The sequence below is a fragment of the Candidatus Rokuibacteriota bacterium genome, assembly GCA_016209385.1.
Lineage (GTDB): Bacteria > Methylomirabilota > Methylomirabilia > Rokubacteriales > CSP1-6 > JACQWB01.
Window position 1 is genome coordinate 1 of the sequence record JACQWB010000274.1, and the last position, 21,442, is coordinate 21,442.

At 65.7% G+C, this 21,442-nt stretch carries 19 protein-coding genes and 1 pseudogene; 13 read left to right on the forward strand and 7 right to left on the reverse strand.

Annotated features, from left to right (window positions below):
- The 13 genes from HY726_20805 to HY726_20865 form a co-directional block, all read left to right on the forward strand.
- On the forward strand, positions 1-546 hold a 546-nt coding region (locus HY726_20805), incomplete at its 5' end, for a histidine kinase (GenBank protein MBI4611439.1).
- A 73-nt stretch (positions 547-619) separates the two neighbouring features.
- The gene (locus HY726_20810) at positions 620-802 is read left to right on the forward strand and encodes a DUF4258 domain-containing protein (GenBank protein ID MBI4611440.1); all 183 of its coding nucleotides are present in this window, start codon (positions 620-622) and stop codon (positions 800-802) included.
- 85 nt (positions 803-887) lie between these two features.
- Positions 888-1,085 (forward strand): DUF2283 domain-containing protein, encoded by a 198-nt coding sequence (locus HY726_20815; protein MBI4611441.1) that lies wholly within the window; start codon positions 888-890, stop codon positions 1,083-1,085.
- A gap of 279 nt (positions 1,086-1,364) precedes the next feature.
- A complete protein-coding gene (locus tag HY726_20820) occupies positions 1,365-5,288 on the forward strand; it encodes a GAF domain-containing protein (protein MBI4611442.1) in 3,924 nt (1,307 codons plus the stop codon).
- 36 nt (positions 5,289-5,324) lie between these two features.
- A complete protein-coding gene (locus tag HY726_20825) occupies positions 5,325-8,705 on the forward strand; it encodes a GAF domain-containing protein (GenBank protein ID MBI4611443.1) in 3,381 nt (1,126 codons plus the stop codon).
- Positions 8,702-9,067, forward strand: a complete 366-nt coding sequence (locus tag HY726_20830; GenBank protein MBI4611444.1) for a response regulator — start codon at positions 8,702-8,704, stop codon at positions 9,065-9,067. Before HY726_20825 ends, HY726_20830 begins: the two co-directional genes overlap by 4 nt.
- Before the next feature lie 255 nt (positions 9,068-9,322).
- Positions 9,323-10,465: a hypothetical protein gene (locus HY726_20835; protein ID MBI4611445.1), complete on the forward strand. Its 1,143-nt coding sequence runs from the start codon at positions 9,323-9,325 to the stop codon at positions 10,463-10,465.
- Positions 10,466-10,534: 69 nt separating this feature from the next.
- Entirely contained in the window at positions 10,535-11,737 is a 1,203-nt protein-coding gene (locus HY726_20840; GenBank protein ID MBI4611446.1) for a transporter, read from the forward strand.
- On the forward strand, positions 11,676-12,707 hold the full coding sequence (locus tag HY726_20845) for a hypothetical protein (protein MBI4611447.1): 1,032 nt from the start codon (positions 11,676-11,678) through the stop codon (positions 12,705-12,707). The genes HY726_20840 and HY726_20845 overlap by 62 nt, the downstream gene beginning before the upstream one ends.
- 20 nt (positions 12,708-12,727) lie before the next feature.
- On the forward strand, positions 12,728-14,890 hold the full coding sequence (locus tag HY726_20850; GenBank protein MBI4611448.1) for a GAF domain-containing protein: 2,163 nt from the start codon (positions 12,728-12,730) through the stop codon (positions 14,888-14,890).
- Positions 14,891-15,104: 214 nt separating this feature from the next.
- Entirely contained in the window at positions 15,105-15,470 is a 366-nt protein-coding gene (locus HY726_20855; protein ID MBI4611449.1) for a response regulator, read from the forward strand.
- A 147-nt stretch (positions 15,471-15,617) separates the two neighbouring features.
- Positions 15,618-16,334: a HAMP domain-containing histidine kinase gene (locus HY726_20860; GenBank protein MBI4611450.1), complete on the forward strand. Its 717-nt coding sequence runs from the start codon at positions 15,618-15,620 to the stop codon at positions 16,332-16,334.
- A 9-nt stretch (positions 16,335-16,343) separates the two neighbouring features.
- Positions 16,344-17,480 carry a response regulator gene (locus HY726_20865; GenBank protein MBI4611451.1) on the forward strand — a complete coding sequence of 379 codons (1,137 nt, stop codon included), beginning with the start codon at positions 16,344-16,346 and terminating at the stop codon, positions 17,478-17,480.
- A gap of 175 nt (positions 17,481-17,655) precedes the next feature.
- Here the strand turns inward: HY726_20865 and HY726_20870 are convergent, their stop codons facing one another.
- The 7 genes and pseudogenes from HY726_20870 to HY726_20900 form a co-directional block, all read right to left on the reverse strand.
- Positions 17,656-18,423: a 3-hydroxyacyl-CoA dehydrogenase gene (locus HY726_20870; protein ID MBI4611452.1), complete on the reverse strand. Its 768-nt coding sequence runs from the start codon at positions 18,421-18,423 to the stop codon at positions 17,656-17,658.
- 12 nt (positions 18,424-18,435) lie between these two features.
- Positions 18,436-19,203 carry a glucose 1-dehydrogenase gene (locus HY726_20875; protein ID MBI4611453.1) on the reverse strand — a complete coding sequence of 256 codons (768 nt, stop codon included), beginning with the start codon at positions 19,201-19,203 and terminating at the stop codon, positions 18,436-18,438.
- A 36-nt stretch (positions 19,204-19,239) separates the two neighbouring features.
- Positions 19,240-19,548 (reverse strand): TlpA family protein disulfide reductase, encoded by a 309-nt coding sequence (locus tag HY726_20880; protein MBI4611454.1) that lies wholly within the window; start codon positions 19,546-19,548, stop codon positions 19,240-19,242.
- Between the two features lie 18 nt (positions 19,549-19,566).
- Positions 19,567-19,785, reverse strand: coding sequence for a redoxin domain-containing protein (locus HY726_20885; GenBank protein MBI4611455.1), 219 nt, complete (start codon positions 19,783-19,785; stop codon positions 19,567-19,569).
- Positions 19,782-20,111 (reverse strand): redoxin domain-containing protein, encoded by a 330-nt coding sequence (locus HY726_20890; protein ID MBI4611456.1) that lies wholly within the window; start codon positions 20,109-20,111, stop codon positions 19,782-19,784. Before HY726_20890 ends, HY726_20885 begins: the two co-directional genes overlap by 4 nt.
- A gap of 9 nt (positions 20,112-20,120) precedes the next feature.
- The gene (locus HY726_20895; protein ID MBI4611457.1) at positions 20,121-20,333 is read right to left on the reverse strand and encodes a redoxin domain-containing protein; all 213 of its coding nucleotides are present in this window, start codon (positions 20,331-20,333) and stop codon (positions 20,121-20,123) included.
- A 140-nt stretch (positions 20,334-20,473) separates the two neighbouring features.
- Positions 20,474-21,307, reverse strand: a pseudogene (locus HY726_20900) (ABC transporter substrate-binding protein).
- Positions 21,308-21,442: the final 135 nt, after the last annotated feature.

The following is a 21,442-nucleotide window of genomic DNA, read 5'->3' on the forward strand; positions in this document are numbered from 1 at the left end:
ATCCTCGACCTCTCCAAGATCGAGGCCGGCCAGCTCACCCTCGCCCTCGCCGACTACTCCCTCAAGGACGTCATCCAGACCGTCCTCACCGCCGTCGAGGCTCTGGCCGCCGAGAAGAAGCTCGCCCTCAAGGTCGCCGTCCCCCCCGACCTACCCTCCGGCCGCGGCGACGAGCGCCGAATCGCCCAGGTCCTCCTGAACCTCGTCGGCAACGCCATCAAGTTCACCGAGGCCGGCGAGGTCCGGGTCCAGGCCACGCTGGCCGACGGCGCCTTCCTCGTCGCCGTCGCCGACACCGGCCCCGGCATCGCCCCCGCCGATCAGGCGAAGATCTTCGAAGAGTTCCAGCAGGCCGACAGCTCCAGCACCCGCCGGAAGGGCGGTACCGGCCTCGGCCTCTCCATCGCCCGCCGGATCATCGAGCTGCACGGCGGCCGCATCTGGGTGGAGTCCACTCCCGGCCAGGGTTCCACCTTCCGCTTCACGCTCCCCGTGCGCGTGGACCACCAAGCAGGAGGCACCCATGATCAACGAACACGCCAGTAGCTGCACACCGACTGGCGCTTCCTCAACGAGCTGAAGAAGGAGCTGAAGGGATAAGTAAAATGGAAGTGGCCGCGTGAAGGTGGTCCGTTGGTCACCACACGCCTTGAAGAATCTGGCCGATCGCGAGATCGACCGTGCGGAGGCGGACAAGACCCTGGCCACTCCAGAGCTCGTCGTGCCTGGCCAGCCAGGCCGCAAGGTATTCATGCGCCGGTATTTCGATTCGGGGCTACAACATGAGATGCTTCTACCGTGATCGTCGAGGAGAGTATGGACGCGACGATTGTGGTGACAGTTTACAAGACTTCGCAGATCGACAAGTACCTGAAAGGACTGGCACCTTGAGGATTACTTACGACCAACAAACCGATTCGTTGACCATCACATTGCGCGACGAGCGGATCAAGGACAGCGACGAAATCCGTCCCGGCGTTATCGCAGATTTCGGCCATGACGGCGGGATAGTCCGGTTCGAGATCATGCAAGCATCCAAGGTCGTGCAGAACACGCGGGAAATCCAGTTCGCAGTCGCCGAATGAGCTTGATCGAGCGTGAGGGCGTGACTTGCGTTTACGGCCTCGGCCTTTGTGAGGCCAGGCTCATCAAAGCGAGTGCGAAGACGATCATCGCGCAGGGCACCGACTGGCGCTTCCTTAAAGCCATTCAGCCCGCGCGCGCTCCTGACCAAGATTCGCGCGTTCCTGGCGTGAAACCTTCCGATTGCGTCACGGACCGATCCCGCGTCTGAAGGCTGAAGACCGGTGACGTCCTTGCGTAAGCCTCGAGGCCGACTCTTTCGAAAGTACGTGGTCCTCTTGGTGACCCTCGTCAGCGGCACCCTGCTGGCGGGCGGACTCACCGAGATCTATTTCTCCTACCAGGAGAACAAGACGGCCCTGGCCCGGATCCACCGCGAGAGGGCGACGGAGGCCGCCGCCAAGATCGAGCAGTTCGTCAAGGAGATCGAGCGCCAGATTCGCTGGATCGTCCGGTCAGGTTGGGGGGCGCGCGCGTTCGACCAGCGAAGCTTGGACCCGGCCATCACCGAGATCAGCCAGCTGGATTCGTCGGGCAAGGAGCTGGTTCGGGCCTCTTGGCTCGGGACGGCGGTGGTGGGAAGCCAGGCGGACTTCTCCCGGGAGCCGAAGTTCATCGAGGCCAGGGCCGGGGCGACCTACTTCGGCCCCGTCTACGTGCGGAACGAGTCCGAGCCGTACATGACCATCGCGATGCCCGAGAGCGGCGCCGACCCGGGGGTCATCGCGGTCGAGGTGAGCTTGAAGTTCGTCTGGGAGGCGGTGTCCCAGATCAAAATCGGCAAGAACGGCCACGCGTACCTGGTCGGCTCTCGAGGCATTCTCATCGCCCACCCGGACACCAGCCTGGTGCTGAGCAAGACTGACCTTTCCTCGCTCTCCCAGGTCCAGGCTGCGCGCGCGCGGCCCCTGGACAGCGAGGGGCAGGAAGAGGCCGTGATCGCTCGGGACCTCCGGGGCCGGAGGGTTCTCACGACCTCCACCGGCGTCACGGGACCCGGCTGGTTCGTCTTCGTGGAGCAGCCGCTCCTCGAAGCCTTCGAGCCGGTCCGCGCACCGGCCCTGCGAACGGCCCTGCTCGTGCTCGTGGGCGCGGGGCTGTCGGTGCTCGCGAGCCTGGTCCTGGCCCGGAGGATGGTGCAGCCGATCCGGGCGTTGCAGACGGGGGCGGCCGGGATCGGCACAGGAGCGCTCGACCACCGGATCGAGGTCCGCACCGGCGACGAGCTGGAGGCCCTGGCCGACCAGTTCAACAGCATGGCCGACCAGCTCCAGGAGTCTTACGCCAACCTGGAGCAGAAGGTCGACGCGCGCACGCGCGAGCTGAGCGACGCCCTGGAGCGCCAGACCGCCACCGGCGAAGTCCTGCGCATCATCAGCAGCTCTCCGACCGACATCCAGCCGGTGCTCACCTCCGTGGCGGAGAACGCGGCACGACTCTGCGCCGCCGACGACGCGCAGATCTTTCGCGTCGACGGCCCTGTCCTCCAACTCGCTGCGTCGTACGGCGACATGCCGGTGTCCAAGACGGCGCGCGAGGAGGGTATGCCGGTGGCGCGCGGCGTTGCGGGCGGACGGGCCGTGCTCGAGCGTCGAACGATTCACGTTCACGATCTCGAGGCGGAAGTCGAAGAGTACCCCGAGTCGGCGCGGTTCGGGCGGATGACCGGGACACGTACGCTTCTCGTCGTCCCGCTCATCCGAGAGGAATCGGCGCTGGGCGCCATCGTCATCCGCCGGCGTGAGGTCCGCCCGTTCACCGACAAGCAGATCGAGTTGGTGCAGACCTTCGCCGACCAGGCCGTGATCGCCATCGAAAACGTCCGCCTGTTCCGGGAGTTGGAGGCCCGGACCGGAGAGCTGGCGCGATCGGTGGACGAGCTGAAGGCCCTGGGCGAGGTCGGCCAGGCGATCAGCTCCTCGCTTGACCTCCGGCGGGTGCTCGACGCGATCATGGGCCACGCCGTCAGCCTGTCCGACTCCGATGCTTGCGCCGTGTTCGAATTCGACATTTCCCGCGGCGCCTTCGTCGGCGTCTGGAGCCGAAACCTCACCGGGGAATTCCTCGGCGCGATCCAGACCACGCCGGTCGATCCGCGGAAGAGCGCGACGTTCCGAGCCGCCGAGAGCGGGGAACCGTTCCAGATCCCTGACGTCGCGGTGGCCGAGGACTACCCCTTCAGGGAGATCACGCTCAGGGAGGGGTTCCGCGCCCTGCTGGCGGTCCCGATGGGCGGGCAGACAGTCACCCGCGGCCTCGTGCTCTTCCGTCGAGCCCCGCGCGTCTTCGACGACCGGGTGATCAACCTCCTCACCGCGCTGGCCAGCCACTCCAACGTTGCCATCGAGAACGCCCGGCTCTTCCAGGAGATCGAGAGCCAGCGCGTCCAGCTCGAGACCCTTTCCAGGAACCTCGAACAGCTCTACCGGCTCTCCACAGCCATGCAAGAGCCCCTCTCGCTCAAACAGCAACTCGCTCGCGTGTTGGACGCCGCGCGCCAGGTGGTGGCCATCGACCGCGTCTATATCTGGGCTGTGGGTCAAGACGGCGACAAACTGGTGAACCTCGGCGGCGCCGGCTTCTCGGAGGAGGAGCTGACCCAGCTGGAGGGGATCGAGATCCCCCTCACCGAGGCCGGGGCTATGTACCGGACGTACCGCGAAGCGGTTCCGCTGGTCTTTAACGAGCAGAACCCGCTCCCGCCCGAGCTGCGCCTCAAGCCGCCCTACTCGGAGCTCAAGGGGATCCGCACCCGGAGCTTCCTGCTGGTCCCCATGATCGCCCGGGGTCAGTCCGTGGGGGTCCTCGCCGCTGACAACAAAGTCAGCGGCAAGCCGATCCTCCCCCGCACGGTAGAGTTGCTCCAGACGTTTGCCCCGCACGCAGCGGTCGCTGTCGAGAACGCCCGCCTGTTCCAGGAACTGCAGGCGCGCACCCGCGACCTCGCCCGCTCGGTGGAAGAGCTGAAAGCGCTGGGCGAGGTCAGCCAGGCCGTCAGCTCCACCCTGGATCTCCAGGCGGTGCTCACCACAATCGCCGCCCGCGCGGTCGAGCTTTCCGGGACCGACGCCGGGGCCATCTACGAGTACAACGAGGCCACGGAAGAATTTCGCCTCATGGCGGCGTACCGGATGGAAGAGGAGCTGATTGAGGCGCTTCGGGCGACGCCAATCCGTCTCGGGGAAGGGGCGATCGGGCAAGCCGCGGCCCAGCGAGCACCCGTCCAGACCGGCGACATCCTCGGCGAACGCGCGATCGTGGCCTCACGGGTACGACCCGTTGTCATCAAGCTCGGCTACCGATCCCTCCTGGGAGTGCCGCTCCTCAGGGAGGCGCGAGTCGTCGGTGGCCTCACCGTCTGGCGGAAGCGGCCGGGCAGCTTCGCATCCGACGCGGTGTACCTTCTCCAGACGTTTGCCACCCAGTCGGTCCTGGCCATCCAGAACGCGCGCCTCTTCCGCGAGATCGAGGAGAAGAGCCAGCAGCTCGAGGCCGCCAGCCAGCACAAGTCCCAGTTCCTCGCCAACATGTCCCACGAGCTCCGCACCCCCCTCAATGCCATCCTCGGCTACACCGAGCTCATCCTTGATAAAATCTACGGGCAGGTGCCCGAGAGGATCCGGGACGTGATGATCAGGATCGAGCGAAGTGGCCGCCACCTCCTCGGCCTCATCAACGATGTGCTGGACCTCTCCAAGATCGAGGCCGGCCAGCTCACCCTGGCCCTCGCCGAGTACTCGATGAAGGACGTTGTCCAGACCGTCGTCACCCAGATGGAGGCCCTGGCGGCCGAGAAGAGGCTCGCCCTCAAGGTCGCCTTCCCCCCAGACCTGCCCCCCGGCCGCGGCGACGAGCGCCGCCTCACCCAGGTCCTCCTGAACCTGGTCGGCAATGCGATCAAGTTCACCGAGGCCGGCAAGGTCCGGGTCCAGGCTACGCTGGCCGATGCCACCTTCCTCGTCTCCGTCGCCGACACCGGCCCCGGCATCGCCCCCGCCGATCAGGAGAAGATCTTCGAGGAGTTCCAGCAGGCCGACAGCTCCCCCACCAAGCGGAAGGGCGGCACCGGTCTCGGCCTGGCCATCGCCCGGCGGATCATCGAGCTGCACGGCGGCCGCATCTGGGTGGAATCTGAACTAGGCAAGGGCTCCATCTTCCGCTTCACCATTCCCGTGCGCGTCGAGCGTCAGATGGAGACCACTTGAGCAAACGTATCCTGGCGGTCGACGATCACGGGTAGCATGATGCGGCGCGCGCGCAAGGCAGGCCGGGGCCCGACCACTGTTGAGACACCCGACCTCCTCCACCACGGCTCGCCGACGGACGCGCAGCCGGTGTTGAGCGCGATCGCCAAAACTGCCGCGAAGCTCTGCGATGCGAACGACGCGCTAATCTTCAGCGTCGAGGGCGACTGTTACCGGCTTCTCACGAAGTACGGGCGCGTGCGGACCGAGAGCGTGATCGATGAGACATTTCCACTCCGCCGCGGGCGCATCGTCGGGCGCGCCGTGCTCGATCGGCGGATGGTTCACATCCGAGACCTGGCGATCGCGGTTCGGCACGACTTCAAGGAGATGGCGCCCGCCCAACGGGCGGACGGGGTGAGGACAGTCGTTGCGACCCCCTTGCTGATCAATGGCGTAGCCGTGGGTGCCATCCTGATCCGCCGCACCACCGTACGTCCCTTCACCGCCAAACAGATCGCCCTGCTCAAAACCTTCGCCGACCAGGCCGCCATCGCCATCGAGAACGCCCGCCTGTCGCAGGAGCTCCAGGCCCGCAACCGCGACCTCACCGAGGCCCTTGAGCAGCAGACGGCCACGAGCGAGATCCTCCGCGTCATCAGCAGCTCGTCGACAGAGCTTCAGCCCGTGCTCGATGCCATCGCTGAGAATGCGGCGCGGGTATGCGGTGCGAACGACGCTGAGGTTTTTCGTCTCGAAGACGACATGCTGAAGCCCGTCGCAAAGTATGGCAGCATCATCGCCCAGGTGCCCCAGGCGATCAATCGCAGATCGGTGAGCGGCCGCGCTGTCGTTGACAAGCAAACCATCCACGTTCACGACCTCGCGGCGGAGGTCGATACCGAGTATCCCGAGGTTAAGGATCTTCAAAGACGCCTCGGTCATCATACGGTCCTCGTGTCGCCACTTCTGAGAGAGGGCACCCCCATCGGCGTCATCGTCATTCGACGCTTGGAGGTTCACCCATTTACAGACAAGCAGATCGCGCTCCTCAAGACTTTCGCCAACCAGGCCGTCATCGCCATCGAGAACGTCCGCCTGTTCAACGAGACGAAGGAGGCGCTCGAACAGCAGACCGCGACGAGCGAGATTCTGAATGTCATCAGCCGCTCGACCCTCGACGTCACCCCGGTGTTCCAGGCAGTCGTCGAGAAGGCGGTCCAGCTCTGCGGCGCCGACAATGCCTCGATCCTCAGACGCGAGGGTGACGTCTACTGCTACGTTGCGAACGCGGGAGACTTCGTCGACCAGGACACCTTCATGTCCTACTGGGGCACCATCGCCCTGCGTCCCGGGCGCGGGTCACTGACGGGACGGGTAGCGCTGGAGCGCCGCAGCGTCCAGATCGAGGACATCGACACGGATCCGGAGTACGAACGCGAATACGCCGCGCACAAGCTGCCCGGCTCGAAGACTCACCTGGGCGTCCCGCTGCTGAAGGACAGTGAACCGGTTGGCCTGATCATCGCGCGGCGCTTCGCCGTCCGACCCTTCACCGACAAGCAGATCAAGCTCCTCGAGACCTTCGCAGCGCAGGCGGTGATCGCCATCGAGAACGCGCGCCTGTTCCAGGAGCTGGAGGCCCGCAACCGCGAGCTCACCGAGGCCCTGGAGCAGCAGACCGCCACTGCTGAAATCCTCCGGGTCATCTCGAGCTCACCGACGGACCTCCAGCCAGTCCTGGACGTCATTGCACAGAACGCGGCGCAAGTGTGCGGCGCGTATGACGCTGCAGTGTTCCTTCGGGAGGATGACGCCACGCGCCTTGTCGCGCACTACGGACCGATCCCGTACCGGCAGGAGGTGCGTCCACTCGTTCGGGGCCGAACTCTGGGGCGCGCGATCCTTGACGCTCGGCCGGTGCATGTCCACGACCTCTTGGAGGCCGAGGACTTCCCAGAAGGCAGAGAGTTCGCTCGGCGGATGGGGTTCCGCACTACGCTCGCCGTGCCGCTCATGCGGGAAGGCGTCGCCATCGGCGGGATCGGTCTCCGCCGTACGGAGGTCCAGCCGTTCACCCAGAAACAGATCGCCCTCCTCCAGACCTTTGCCGACCAGGCCGTCATCGCCATCGAGAACGTCCGCCTCTTCCAAGAGCTCCAGGCCCGGACGCGTGAGCTAGCCCGATCGGTGGAGGAGCTGAAGGCCCTGGGCGAGGTGGGCCAGGCCGTGAGCTCCACCCTGGACCTCGAGACCGTGCTTACGAGCATCGTCAACCGCGCCGATCAGCTCTGCGGCACGGACGGCGGCGCGGTCTACGAGTACGACGAATCCATGCGCGCATTTCACCTGTGCGTGACCCAGAAGCTCGAGGAGGAGTTGGTCGAGGCTTTCCGGGCCACGCCGATTCGCCTGGGGGAAGGCGCGGTCGGGCGAGCGGGCATGGCCCGCCAGCCGGTTCAGATCCCCGACATCCTGCAAGCGGGCGCCTACGAGGAACGACTTCGCCCGATTGCCGAGCGCGCGGGGTTCAGGGCGTTGCTCGCCGTGCCCCTCCAACGCGAAGACAAGCTCATCGGCGCGCTGGTCGTCCGCCGCAGGCTGCCGGGCGAGTTTCCGAAAGAAACGGTAGATCTCCTCCAGCGGTTTGCGACCCAGTCGGTCCTGGCCATCGAGAACGCCCGCCTCTTCCGCGAGATCGAGGAGAAGAGCCAGCAGCTCGAGCTCGCCAGCCGCCACAAGTCCCAGTTCCTCGCCAACATGTCCCACGAGCTCCGCACCCCCCTCAACGCCATCCTCGGCTACACCGAGCTCATCCTGGACAGCATCTATGGCGAGGTGTCCGAGAAGGTCCGGGAGGTCCTGGAGCGCCTGGACAAGAGCGGCCGCCACCTCCTCGGCCTCATCAACGATGTCCTCGACCTCTCCAAGATCGAGGCCGGCCAGCTCGCCCTCGCGCTCGCCCAGTACTCGATGAAGGACGTTGTCCAGACCGTCGTCACCCAGATGGAGGCCCTGGCGGCCGAGAAGAGGCTCGCCCTCAAGATCTCCGTCCCCCAGGGCCTGCCCCCCGGCCGCGGCGACGAGCGCCGGATCACCCAGGTGCTCCTGAACCTGGTCGGCAATGCGATCAAGTTCACCGAGGCCGGCGAGGTCCGGGTCCAGGCCACGCTGGCCGACGCCGCCTTCCTGGTCTCCGTCGCCGACTCCGGCCCCGGCATTGCCCCCGCCGATCAGGCGAGGATCTTCGAGGAGTTCCAGCAAGCCGACAGTGCCCCGACCCGGCGCAAGAGCGGCACCGGTCTCGGCCTCGCCATCGCCAAGCGCATCGTCGAGCTGCACGGAGGTCGCATCTGGGTCGAGTCCGCCCTGGGTCAGGGCTCGACCTTCCGCTTCACTCTCCCGGTGCGCGTGGAGCATCAGAAGGAGCGAGTATGAGCAAGCGCATCCTGGTCGTCGAGGACCAGGAGGACAACCGACGCATCGTGCGCGACCTCCTCATGAGTGCCGGCTACGAGACAATCGAAGCCGCCACCGGCGAGGAGGGCATCGCCCTGGCCGAGGCGCACCGCCCCGATCTGATCCTCATGGACATCCAGCTCCCCGGCCTCGACGGCTATGAGGCCGCCCGCCGCATCAAGGCCAACCCGGCGCTCCGCGGGATCCCGGTCATCGCCGTGACCTCGTACGCGCTGAGCGGGGACGAGGCCAGGGCTTTGGAGGCCGGCTGCGACGCCTACGTCGCCAAACCCTTCAGTCCGCGCGAACTGCTGTCGAGGATCCGCGAGTTCCTGCCGTAGCCGCGCCTCTTGACTGACCAATCTCCGGAGCCACCTCTCCTCGCGAGCCAAAACTCTGAGGCAATCCGGTGTCCTTGACAGTAGGCGCGATCCTTATCTACACTTACGCCGGCCTCCACGCTCCAACCGTCCGACCTCGAGGGAGGCAAGGTGCCCCGAGTCACGTCACCGGTGGCTGGTCCTCGCTCGATCCAATGGACCAGTATGATCCCCATTAGCCAGATGCGGCCTGTGCCCTAAAAGGAGGCGACGCCCGTGAAACGCCTACGCAGATCATGGTCGGGTGCCATACTCGGGTTCTCCTTGCTCCTGCTGGCCGCGTGCCACGATGAGATTAGAGAAGAGGAGGATGTTGAAGCAGCGGCGGAGCCGACGATTGAAGAGCTGGGCCTCCGTCTGGCTGCGGCACTCGGCGCGGGCTTGGATCTTACCGGGCTGTCACAAGCCGAAATCGACCGCGTGGCGCGGGGGAGCTACCTGGTGAACGGCGCGAGTATATGCAACACGTGCCATACCACCTCTGCGGGCTACTTGGCCGGCGGCGCGCAATTCCCCCTTCCCTTCCCCGACGTCCAAGGGCTGACCTCCGTCGTCTCGCGGAACCTGACGCCCGATCCGACGACCGGCCTCCAGCTGACGGAGGAGCAATTCATCGAGGCCCTCCGCACCGGCAAGGATTTTACCGACAGCACGGCCGCTACGCCCCAGCAGATGATCGTGATGCCCTGGCATGTCTTCCGATTCATGTCCCGCGACGACCTCAGCGCCATCTATGCCTTCTTACGACGGATCCGCCCGGTGACGAACCAGGTCCGACAGACCTTCACGCCTCCGTTCCCGTTTCCCCCCGTTCCGTTTCCCCCGCTCGGCGACGGTGACCCCGTCAACGATCCCAACAATGCCATGCGGGGAGGCGGCATCCTTCTATTCTTCTCCGCCGGGCCAGAGCACGAGAGCTTTGTCACCCAAGTCGCGAACGCGATCAGCGCGCTTCCGGCGAGCCAGCTCCTCAAGGTCGGACGCGGCAGCTACCTGGTTAACGCGCTGGCCGACTGCAACAGTTGCCATACGGAGCCCTTCGGTGGCCTCATCGCGGGGACCGTCAACGTGAACACGGCGAGGTATCTCGCGGGTGGGGTGAATTTGGGCGCGTTCTTCGGCTTCGATCTCTTTTCCCGGAATCTGACGCCGGACCCCACCACGGGGCTGTTCCTGACCGAGGAGCAATTCATTCAGACGCTGCGGTTCGGCGCCGACTTCCGGCGGCCGTTCGCCTCGCTCCGGATCGAGCCACATTTTCCGACGAAGTTCGTTTTCACGCTCGACGATCTGAAGGCCATCTATGCCTATCTTCGAGTCATTCCCCCGGTTCAGAACTCTGTGACCATCGTGCCCTAACCTGAGCGCCGAGCTGTGGAGACGCCTCAGGAACCTTCGGCCGCAGGCGACCGACAGGGGAGCTTTGACATGAGGAAAACCGTGGTGGTGCCTATCCTGCTGGGGGCGGTGCTCCTGTCAGGGAGCCCCGGCTCAGCCAAGGACTTGCGGGACCTGATCCGCGGGCTGTACGGCGGCGACGGGATCTTCGTCGCCACCGATCCCCGCGCCAACCATACCGCACACTTCTCCATCGGCTCCGCCGCCAGCATCAATCGGCTGAACGAGCTGCTCGCCGCCCAGCTCGGCGTCTTCCCGTTCAGCTCCTCGGTGGGAGGTTTCACCTTCGCGTTCGAAAAGGAACTCGGCACGTTCGTGCGCACCACCGAGACGCTGGGTCCGCTGTTCGCGGAACGCGCGCCGACGCTCGGGCAGGGGAAGCTCAACCTGCATGCCTCCTACACCTTCTTCGAGTACGACAAGTTCGCCGGAAAGAGCCTGGACGGGCTGCAAGTGGTGGCCCGGCATGACCCCAACGTCATCGGGTTCCCTGATGTCCGCGAGCAGTTCGAGCGGGACATCCTGCTCATCGATCTCGATCTGGACATCCGGGTCCAGATCTTTGCCCTGGCGGCGACCTACGGGATCACCGACCGCCTCGATGCCGGCATCCTGCTCCCCATCACCAGCATCGACATGGATGTCAGGAGCAGAGCGCGCATCGTCCAGTCACCGCAAAACACCCTCTTCCCGGGCGTCCACACGTTCGTCGGCGGCCCGGAGAGCCCGGACGACCAAGCCTTCGAGAGCGCTACCGGCGTGGGTGACATCGTGCTGCGAACCAAATACCACCTTCTCAAGCGCAACGAGCTTGATCTCGCCGCCGCCGTCCTCGCCAAGCTGAACACGGGCGACGAAAAGAACTTCCTCGGGACCGGGACGACGACCCTGAGACCGTTCCTCGTCGCGTCGCGGACATTTGCCGGTTGGTTTACGCCGCACCTCAACGCCGGCTACGAGTTTGATCTGGACCGGGACGAGCGGAGCAGCGTGGAGTACGCCGTCGGGTTCGATGTCGGCACCCAGCGGCTCAGCGTGGCCGGCGACGTGCTCGGCAGTCACCGCCCAGACGGCACCGGGATCGGGGACAACATCGTCACCGGGTCTCTTGGGGTAAAATGGAACCCGTGGAAGCAGCTTTTGCTCCTGCTGAACCTCCAGGTGCCCCTGAATCAGGAATCCGGATTGCGGTCGAAGCTCATCACGACCTTCGGCGTGGAGTATAGCTTTTAAAGGGAGCCAGACGATCATCGCTCGCAGGCCGAGCCGGATCCATCGGCAGCAGAGAGTCCTCCTCGCGGCGCTCGCCCTCGCGTTTGGGTCGCTGTCCCTCCTCAGCCCCGCACGGGCGACCGCCCAAGCCGTCGCCGTCATCAAAAGCCACGACATCGAACCGTTCAACAAGGCGCTCGCCGGGTTCGTTTCCGCTTGTCCGGATCCCATCACCGAATACAACCTCGGCGGGAGCGACCGGGGGAAGAAGGAGATCGTCCAAAAGATCATCGCCGGCAAGCCCCGATTCGTCCTGGCCATCGGGGCCCTGGCGGCCCGCGTCGCGAAGGAAGAGATCCGCAACATTCCGGTGATTTTCGTCATGGTCCCCAACCCGCGCAAGCACAGCCTGGAGGCCCAAAATATCGCCGGCATCGCGCTGGACATCCCGGTTGAGCGACAGTTCGCCACCTACAAATCCCTCGCCCCGTCCATCCGCACCATCGGCGTGATCTACGATCCCGAGAAGACCGGGGCAACGGTCGCCGAAGCCGGTCGGGTCGCCGACAAGCTGGGGCTCAAGCTGATCGCGACTCCTGTGAGCTCCCACAAGCAGGTCCCCGCCGCCCTCAGGGGCATGCTCGGGAAGATCGACGCCCTCTGGATGGTCGCGGATGATACGGTGGTCACGCCGGAGTCGTTCAAGTTCCTGTCCCTGACCGCCTTCGAGCACAACCTGCCCCTTATCACCGTCTCCGAGATTTTCGTGGAGGTCGGTGCGCTCGCCTCACTTTCTCCCGATTACGGCGATATCGGGCGTCAGGCGTGCCAGCTCCTGACCGAGATCGCGAGCGGGCGGCTGAGCCTGGCCGGCGTCAACATCATCTTCCCGGCAAAGGTCAACCTCGCCGTCAACCTGAACACGGCACTCAAGATCGGCCTGACGCTTTCGCCAGAGATCATGAAGACCGCGAGCAAGGTCTACCGATAATGGCCCCGGGCAAAGGTCCGATGGCGCGGGGGAACAGGCAGCCCGGCAAGGTATCGCTGAAGGTAAAAGCGATCGCCTCCATCAGCCTCCTGATCCTGGCCGTGGGCGGCATCCTGAGCTGGTACTTCCTCGGTCAGACCAAGGAGGTCTTCACGGACGAGCTTCAGAAGCGCGCGCTGTCGCTCACGCGCAACCTGGCGCATAACAGCAAGTACGGCGTCCTGACCGAGGATGAGGTCATCCTCCGCGAGCTGATCCACGGCATCCTGCAGGAGGAGGGCGTTCTCTACGTGCTGATCGCCGATGCGGCCGGCAAAGAGCTTGCGCAGGGGTTCAAGGAAATCGGCGCTCCAGCAGCCACCAAACAGGCTGTCGCGCGCGCGCGCGAGCACGCCAGCGCGCTTGCGGGGCAGGTGACGGCGTCCTCGATCCATTACCACGTGGTCGGCACGCAGGAGGTCTACCATACCGCGGCTCCCGTGGAAACGGCCGTAACGACGCCGAGCAGAACCGAGGAGCAACTTGGCGCGGCGATGCTGCTGCTCGGCAAAGAGCCGGAGCCCGAGCCCACGGCGGCCAGGGGCGCCAGGCGTGGAAGCGTGCAGATCATCATGTCTCTCGGGACCATGCAGGCGACGATCCGCAGAACGCTGGTGACGGGCGTCGGGTTGACCTTGGCAATCATCCTGCTCGGGGTTCTCATCTCCTTCGTGTTCGTCGGCTACATCCTGAGTCCGCTCCGTGCCATGGCCCGCGCCGCCTCGCAGATCGCCGCGGGCGATCTCTCCCAGCGCGTTGAAGTCACGACGCGGGACGAGATCGGTCTGCTCGCCATGACGTTTAACGAAATGACCAGTAGCCTGGAACAGAACGAAGGGGCCCTGCGGCGGAAGGTCGCGGAGACCGCCACGCTGTACGAGATCGGCCAGGAGATAACGGCCCAGGTGGCTCTCAAGCCAGCCCTGAAGCTCATCGTTGAGCGCGCCCAAGGCCTCCTGGAGGCGGAGAGCTGCCTGCTCTCGCTCCGCCAGGAGGACACCGGCACGTTTGGCATTCAGGCCTATAGCGGCACGGTGCCCGAGGCGCTGGCCAGAGTGCAGGTCCGGCCGGGCGAAGGCCTGACCGGGCGCGTGATCGCGACGGCAACCCCGATGATGGTCAACGACTACGCCAAGGAGTACCGCGACAGCCCCTTCCTCGCTGCGGTGCAGGAGGCCGGGATCCGCTCGGTTGTCGCAGTCCCGCTGAACGCGCGGGGCGCCGTGATCGGCGTTCTCGCCGTGACCAGCCGGGTGCCAAACAAGTTCAACGAAGAGGATCGACAGCTCTTGAGCGCCCTCGCCGACCAAGCCGCCATCGCCATCGAGAACGCCAAGCTGTACGAGCAGGTGAGGCAGTACGCGGAGGAGCTAGAGGCCAAGGTCAAAGCCCGCACCCAAGAGCTTCAAGAGGCCAACCTGAGACTGGAAGTGGCGAGCCGTCACAAGTCCCAGTTCCTCGCCAACATGAGCCATGAGCTCCGCACCCCGCTCAACGCCATCCTGGGTTATACAGAACTCATTCTGGACAGTATCTATGGTGCAGTGCCGGAAAAGATTCGGGACGTGATGGTTCGGGTGGACAAAAGCGGGCGCCACCTCCTCGGCCTCATCAACGACGTCCTCGACCTCTCCAAGATCGAGGCCGGCCAGCTCACCGTCGCGCCCGCCGACTATTCCCTCAAGGACATCATCCAGACTGTGGTCACCGCCGTGGAAGCCCTGGCGGCGGAAAAGAAGCTCGCGCTGAAGGTCAGCATCGCGCCTGACCTGCCTCGGGGCCGCGGCGATGAGCGCCGGATTACCCAGGTGCTCCTGAACCTGGTCGGCAATGCCATCAAGTTCACCGAAGCCGGCGGGGTCCACATCGAGGTCTCTCTCGCCGACGGCGCTTTCCTCGTCTCCGTCGCCGACACTGGCCCCGGCATTGCCCCCGCCGACCAGGAGAAGATCTTCGAAGAGTTCCACCAAGTCGACAGCTCCTCTACCCGCCCCAAGGGCGGCACCGGCCTCGGCCTCGCCATCGCCAAACGCATTATCGAGATTCATGGCGGCCGCATCTGGGTGGAATCCGAACTCGGCAAAGGCTCGACCTTTCGCTTCACGCTACCCGTTCGCGTGGAACACCAAGCTGGCGCCGCATGAACGACCGATCGGTGACGGTTCGAGCGCCTACCCGTGCCCCCGGGGCGGGCACCCGGCCAGCGCAACCCCTGGCGGGATGCGCGACCGGACCGAGCTTCCTCAGCGGGCACCCGAGCGGGTCGGCGGAGCCGACCCTCAGCGCGAGGGTCAGGGCGGGGCTCCCCTCCGAGAAATTCACCCTGCCCGTGCGCGTTGAGCGCCCGACTGAGACCCCATGAGCAAGCGGATCCTGGTGGTCGAGGACCAGGAGGACAACCGCCGGATCGTCCGCGACCTGCTCACGAGCGCGGGCTACGAGATGATCGAGGCGACCACCGGGGAGGAGGGCATCGCCCTGGCGGAGGGGCACCGCCCCGATCTGATCCTCATGGACATCCAGCTCCCCGGCCTCGACGGCTACGAGGCCACCCGCCGCATCAAGGCCAACCCCGCGCTGCGCGGGATCCCGGTCATCGCGGTGACGTCGTACGCCCTGAGCGGTGACGATGCCAGAGCGTTCGAGGCCGGCTGCGATGCCTACGTGGCGAAGCCGTTCAGCCCGCGGGCGCTGCTGGCCAAGATCCGCGAGTTCGTGCCGTAGGCGAGTCGGAGGACATCCGGGCGGGCCTCAAGGCGGGCGACAGGCGAAGGGATGCTCTTTATCTTCGTGGAGGTTTGAGATGAAGCCAAGAGCACCTTTCCGGGGCGGAGATACGACGGGGCAGGTCGTCTCGAAATTCCTGGTCGCATGCGCCCGCCGGCTCCACCAGCAGGCCATCCTCGTGCTGACAGTCATGTTCTGAATGCCATCCTCGGCTACACGAAGCTGGTCCTGGACAACATCTATGGGGACGTGCCTCGGAAGGCTCGGGACGCGATGGACCGGGTGGAGAAGAACGGCCACCATCTCCTCGGCCTCATCAACGACGTCCTCGATCTCACCAAGCTGGAGGCGGGACAGCTTGCCCTCGCCCTCACGGACTACTCCCTCAAGGACGTCGTTCAGGCGGTCATGACGTCCCTGCAACCCCTGGCGGCCGAGAAACGCCTGGCGCTGAAAGCCGCAGTGTCCGCGGACCTGCCACGCGCGAGGGGCGACGAACAGCGTATCACCCAGGTGCTGCTGAACCTCGTCGGGAACGCGATCAAGTTCACCGATGCCGGTGAGGTCCGCTTGGAGGCGACGGTGTCCGATGGGACGTTCCTGGTCTCGGTGGCTGACACGGGACCGGGGATCGCGCCCGCGGATCAGCAGAAGATCTTCGAGGAGTTGCAGCAGGTCGACAGTTCCAGCACCCGGAGGAAGGGCGGAATGGGCGTCGGGCTCTCGATCGCCAAACGCATCATCGAGCTGCACCGCGGGCGCATCTGGGTGGAGTCCCACGCAGGCAGGGGCTCCACCTTCCGGATCACGCTGCCCGTTCGTGTGGAACACCAGGAAATTCACGCTCCCGGTCCGCGCTGAGGTCACATCGTGAGAACGCCGCCGCGGATCCTGGTCGTCGATGACAATCTCATGAACGTGGAGATTATCCAGAGCCGCCTCGCGGTCCACGGCTACGAGATCCTCACAGCGGCCGACGGCGAGGAGGCGCTGGCTGTCGCTCGGGCTGCCCAGCCGGACCTGATCCTGCTCGACGTCATGATGCCCAAGCTGGACGGGACCGAGGTCTGCCGACGGCTCAGGGCCGATGCCTCCTTTCCGTTCACCCCGATCATCCTGGTCACCGCCAAGGCCGACTCCAGGGATGTCGTGGCCGGTCTCGAGGCGGGGGCCGACGAATACCTGACGAAGCCCGTGGACCAGGCCGCGCTGGTCGCCAGGGTCAAGTCCATGCTGCGGATCAAGGCCCTCCACGACACCGTCCAGGAACAGGCCTCGCGCCTCGAAGCGCAGGCGGCGGAGCTTGCAGCGTTCAACCGGACCCTGGAGCAGCGCGTCGCGGCGCAACTGGCCGAGCTCGAGCGGGTCGGCCGGCTCAAGCGCTTCCTCTCCCCCCAGCTCGCCGAGCTCGTGATGTCCGCCGGCGACGAGAAGTTATTAGAATCCCACCGGCGCGAGATCACCGTAGTCTTCTGCGACCTGCGCGGCTTCACCGCGTTCGCCGAGACCGCGGAGCCCGAAGAGGTGATGGGCGTGCTCAGGGAGTACCATGCCGCGATGGGGGAGCTGATCTTCCGCTTCGAGGGGACGCTGGAACGGTTTGCCGGCGATGGCATGATGGTCTTCTTCAACGATCCGCTCCCCTGCCCGGACCCGGCCGCGCGCGCCGTTCGGATGGCCGTGGCGATGCGCGAGCGCGTGGGCGAGATGAGCGCGGGGTGGCGGAAGCGCGGCCACCAGCTCGCCTTCGGGGTCGGGATCGCCCTCGGCTATGCCACCCTCGGAAAGATCGGCTTCGAAGGCCGGTTCGACTACGGGGCGATCGGTACCGTGACGAATCTCGCCGCTCGCCTATGCGACGAGGCCCGGGGCGGGCAGATCCTCGTGAGCCAGCGGGTCTACGCGGTGGTCGAGGACGTCGCGGAGGTGGAGCTGGTCGGGGAGCTCGCGCTCAAGGGCTTCCTCAAGCCCGTCGCCGCTTTCAGCGTCGTCCGTCTGAAGGAGTAGACCGGGCGAGAGTCGTCGGCTCAGCGAGCTGCCGCGCGGGCTTCGCCCGCGCACCCTCGGGGGGAGGCCGCGGAGGGGGCCGTCGACGCCCCCTCCGAGGACCGAGCGCCGGCTCTGCCGGCGCAATCTTCCTGGGGGGAGATTCGGAAGGGGGGCGAAGCCCCCTCCGAGTTCCTTAGCGGGGCGCCAGCCGGAGCGCGCCGTCGAGCCGGATCGTCTCTCCGTTGAGCTTGACGTTCTCCAGGATGTGGGCGACGAGGGCCGCGTACTCCGACGGGCGCCCCAGGCGCTTGGGGAACTGGATCTGCTCGATGAGCGAGTCGCGCGCCTTGTCGGGGAGCATGCCGGCCATGGGCGTCTCGAAGACACCCGGGGCGATGGTCATCACCCGGATGCCGTAGCCCGCCAGGTCGCGGGCGACCGGGAGCGTCATCCCGACAATGCCGCCCTTGGACGCCGAATAGGCAGCCTGGCCGACCTGGCCGTCGAAGGCCGCCACCGACGCCGTGTTGATGATGACGCCACGCTCCCCTTCCTCGTTCGGCTCGTTCTGCATCATCCGGGCGGCCGCGAGCCGGATGCAGTTGAATGTGCCGATCAGGTTGACCTGAATCGTGAACGCGAAGACGTCGAGCGGGTGCGGTCCGCCCCGCGTCGCGGTGCGCACCGCCGCGGCCACGCCCGCGCAGTTGACGAGGACGGTGATCGGCCCGAAGCGCTCCGTCGCCAGCGTGAGCGCCGCCTCGACCTGCTCGGGGCTGGTGACGTCCGCCGCCGCGAAAAGCGCCTGCTTTCCCAGCGCTTCGGCCGTCTCGGCGCCCTTTGAGGTCGGAAGATCCAGAAGGACGGCGCGGCCACCTCCGGCGACGATTCGCTCGGCGGTTGCGCGCCCGAGCCCGGATGCCCCTCCGGTCACCACGGCTGTGGTCTGGGAAATCCTCATCGACAGATCCTCCTACAGCATCTGGGTGGAAAACCCGCCGTCCACGGGAATCGCGGTGCCGGTGACGAAGTCGGATGCGGAGCTGGCGAGGAACACGGCGAGGCCCGCGAGATCGTCGGGGACTCCCCAGCGCCCGGCCGGCGTCCGCGCCAGGACGCGCTCGTTGAGCCCCGGCACGTCCTTGCGCGCCTGCTTCGTCAGGTCGGTGTCGATCCAGCCCGGCAGGATCGCGTTGACCTGAATCCGGTCCTTGGCCCAGGCCACGGCCAGGGCTTTGGTGAGCTGGACGATGCCGCCCTTGGACGCGCCATAGACGGCGCCGAAGGAGGCGCCGAAGATCGACAGCATGGAGCCCACGTTGATGATCTTCCCGCCGCCCGCCTTCACCAGGTGCGGGTACGCCGCTTTTGAGCAGAGGAAGGCCGAGGTCAGGTTCGTCTCGAGGATCAGCCGCCACTCCTCGAGCGTGTAGGTCTCGGGGGGCTTGCGAATGTTGGTCCCGGCGTTGTTCACCAGGATGTCGAGCCGGCCGCAGCGCTCCAGCGTGGCGGCCATGAGGGACGCCACCGCGGCCTCCTGGGTCACATCCACCTCGACCGCGATAGCCTGAGCGCCGAGGGCTTCAAGCTCCTTGACGGCCCGGACGTTTTTGTCGCGGTTTCGCGCCGCCACCACCAGGTGGGCCCCGGCCTCGCCCATACCCCGGGCCATGCCGAGCCCGATCCCCCCGTTACCCCCTGTGACGATCGCTACCCTCCCGCTGAGGTCAAAACGCTTCATCCTTTCCTCCCTCGGCTCACGCGCCCCCTCCCCGCGTCAGCGTTTCGCTGGCGCTTCGAGCAGCGCCAGGATGAAATTGCGGGCCGCCGGGCTATCCCAACTGCGCGGCCCCGCAACGCGTCCAACGAGCCTCCCGCGCCGGTCAACGAAGTACCCGGTCGGTGGGCCCCAGACACCGTACGCCTTGCCCGTTACCTCGCCGCTCTGATCGAGCAGCACAGGGGCAACGTAGCCACGCTCTTTGACGGTACGCTTCACCAGTTCCGGCGGCTCCCGGAAGTTAATCAGGAGAACTTCGAATCCCCTCCCCTTAAGGTCGCTATAGAGTTTGTTGACGGAAGGCAACTCCTCCCGGCAATCCGGTCACCAGGTGGTCCAGAAGTACAGGAGAACGACCTTACCGCGCAGGTCCTCCAGCCGAACCGTCCTACCGTTGAGGTCCGGCAGCGCGAAGGGGGGCGCCGGCTTCGGCGGAGCGTAGCGCTGGATCCCGAGTGCCGCGAAGTCCGGCTCATCGCCTAGAGTAGCCGTCGCGAGCAGTGCAATGGCCAGACTCGCCAGAGCGAAACCCCTCTTGATCATTTGCCGAACTTCTCAACAGCCTCCAGCACCCCGTCGGGCTTCAGGAGGTCCAGCCGGTTCTCCTGGATCTTCACCCAGCGGACGATGCCCTTGCGGTCCAGGATGAAATAGGCCCGTTTCCCGTACCGGTAGACCGGACTGTTCTTGTCCATCACAAGTGCCCCATAGGCCCGGAGCATCTTGCGGTCGAAGTCAGACAGGAGTAGGTGCTTAATGTTGTTGTGCTTGGTGAACGCTTCAAGAGTGGCCGGGCTGTCTGCGCTCACGCCCACGACCTGGGCGCCCGCGGCTTCGAACTTGGCGAGGTTCGCCTCGAAGCCGCTGATCTCGGCAGTTCAGACCGCCTCGAAGGCCTGGCCGAACACGTAAATCACCACCGGGCCTTTGCCCAACAGGTCTCCCAGCTTGACCTGCTTCCCGCCGGGGGCGGGCAGAGTGAACTCTGGCGCTTTCTGCCCCACTCGGAGGGCAACCGCCGGGCCGGCCAGGAGCAAAACGGCGATCACTGCAACGAGAATTGCAGAAATGAGATAAACTGTCCCGCGCACGCCGTTACCTCCTCTCCATGATGGTCAGATACCCGAAGTGAGCGATCCGGGGGTCTCAAGCGCCCGCCGGCGTCCGCTCGCCTTAGGCAGCGAGAAGTTTAGCCCAGCCCGATCCCTCGCGTTATCTCTTGATCCCCGGCTCACTCGATCGCCCTGTCTGCCCGCGCCAGGATCTCACGGGGAATAGTTACCCCGAGGCCCCTGGCAGCCTTGAGGTTAACCGCGAGCTCGATCTTATTGGCACCTTCCACGGGCAGGTCCTGGGGGCGCGCTCCCCTGAGAATCTTTGCCACGAGACGTGCCGCCTGGACCCCGTCAGCGTAGAAGTCGGAGCCGTATGACACCATCGCGCCAGCCTGAACCCAGAAAGCGCTGAAGAAGACGGCCGGCACCCGGGAAAATCTTTCCAGGTCCAGGATCACACTTGGGATGTTCATGGAGACAGCGGGCGGGCACAGCAGGCCATCCCCCGGTCGGAGACCCTTGAGGCTGCTTGCAAGTTCCTCAGACGTTCGCACCGGCCGCGCCAGCAGCTCCAGCTTCAGGAGCGGGGCCACCTCCTGGGCCTTTCGGGCGGCCGCAATCGAGGAGCGGTCTTCCGTGTGATAGACAGCCCAAACCCGGCGCAGTGTGGGGACGACTGCCTTCAGGATCTCCAGCCGTTTGGGTACGAGCTCTGTATCCAGACTCGACACACCGGTGATGTTCCCCCCCGGACGGGCGATCTCCTTGACAATGCCGGCGGCCACCGGATCGCCTATCCTCACGAAGACGATGGGAATCGTCTGGGTCGCGGCTTTCACAGCGTGCGTGGCTTCCTCATGGACCGAAAAGATGAGGTCCACCCGCTCCTTCACGAGGGCCGCCGCAGCCACCGGAGTCGCCTGCGGGTCACCCCTGGTGAAGCGGATATCGAACGTCACATCGCGACCTTCCTCGAGGCCCATATTCTTGAGCCCAGCCTTAAGGCCATCGCCGCTAAGATAACTTGCCGGTCAGCCACAAGCCCTTGGGCTTTCCCGGTCGTGGAGCCCCTATCGAGGAACTCCCTACGTGGTCGGCAGCCGCGCCTGGTCGCCACGTGTTCCGTAACGCCTTGATCCTACTCG

Coding starts and splice junctions, on each gene's coding strand:
- HY726_20825 (MBI4611443.1), top strand. CDS start 5,325: ATGATGCGGCGCGCGCGCAAGGCAGGCCGGGGCCCGACCACTGTTGAG.
- HY726_20830 (MBI4611444.1), top strand. CDS start 8,702: ATGAGCAAGCGCATCCTGGTCGTCGAGGACCAGGAGGACAACCGACGC.
- HY726_20840 (MBI4611446.1), top strand. CDS start 10,535: ATGAGGAAAACCGTGGTGGTGCCTATCCTGCTGGGGGCGGTGCTCCTG.
- HY726_20850 (MBI4611448.1), top strand. CDS start 12,728: ATGGCGCGGGGGAACAGGCAGCCCGGCAAGGTATCGCTGAAGGTAAAA.
- HY726_20855 (MBI4611449.1), top strand. CDS start 15,105: ATGAGCAAGCGGATCCTGGTGGTCGAGGACCAGGAGGACAACCGCCGG.
- HY726_20860 (MBI4611450.1), top strand. CDS start 15,618: ATGCGCCCGCCGGCTCCACCAGCAGGCCATCCTCGTGCTGACAGTCAT.
- HY726_20870 (MBI4611452.1), bottom strand. CDS start 18,423: ATGAGGATTTCCCAGACCACAGCCGTGGTGACCGGAGGGGCATCCGGG.
- HY726_20875 (MBI4611453.1), bottom strand. CDS start 19,203: ATGAAGCGTTTTGACCTCAGCGGGAGGGTAGCGATCGTCACAGGGGGT.
- HY726_20885 (MBI4611455.1), bottom strand. CDS start 19,785: ATGATCAAGAGGGGTTTCGCTCTGGCGAGTCTGGCCATTGCACTGCTC.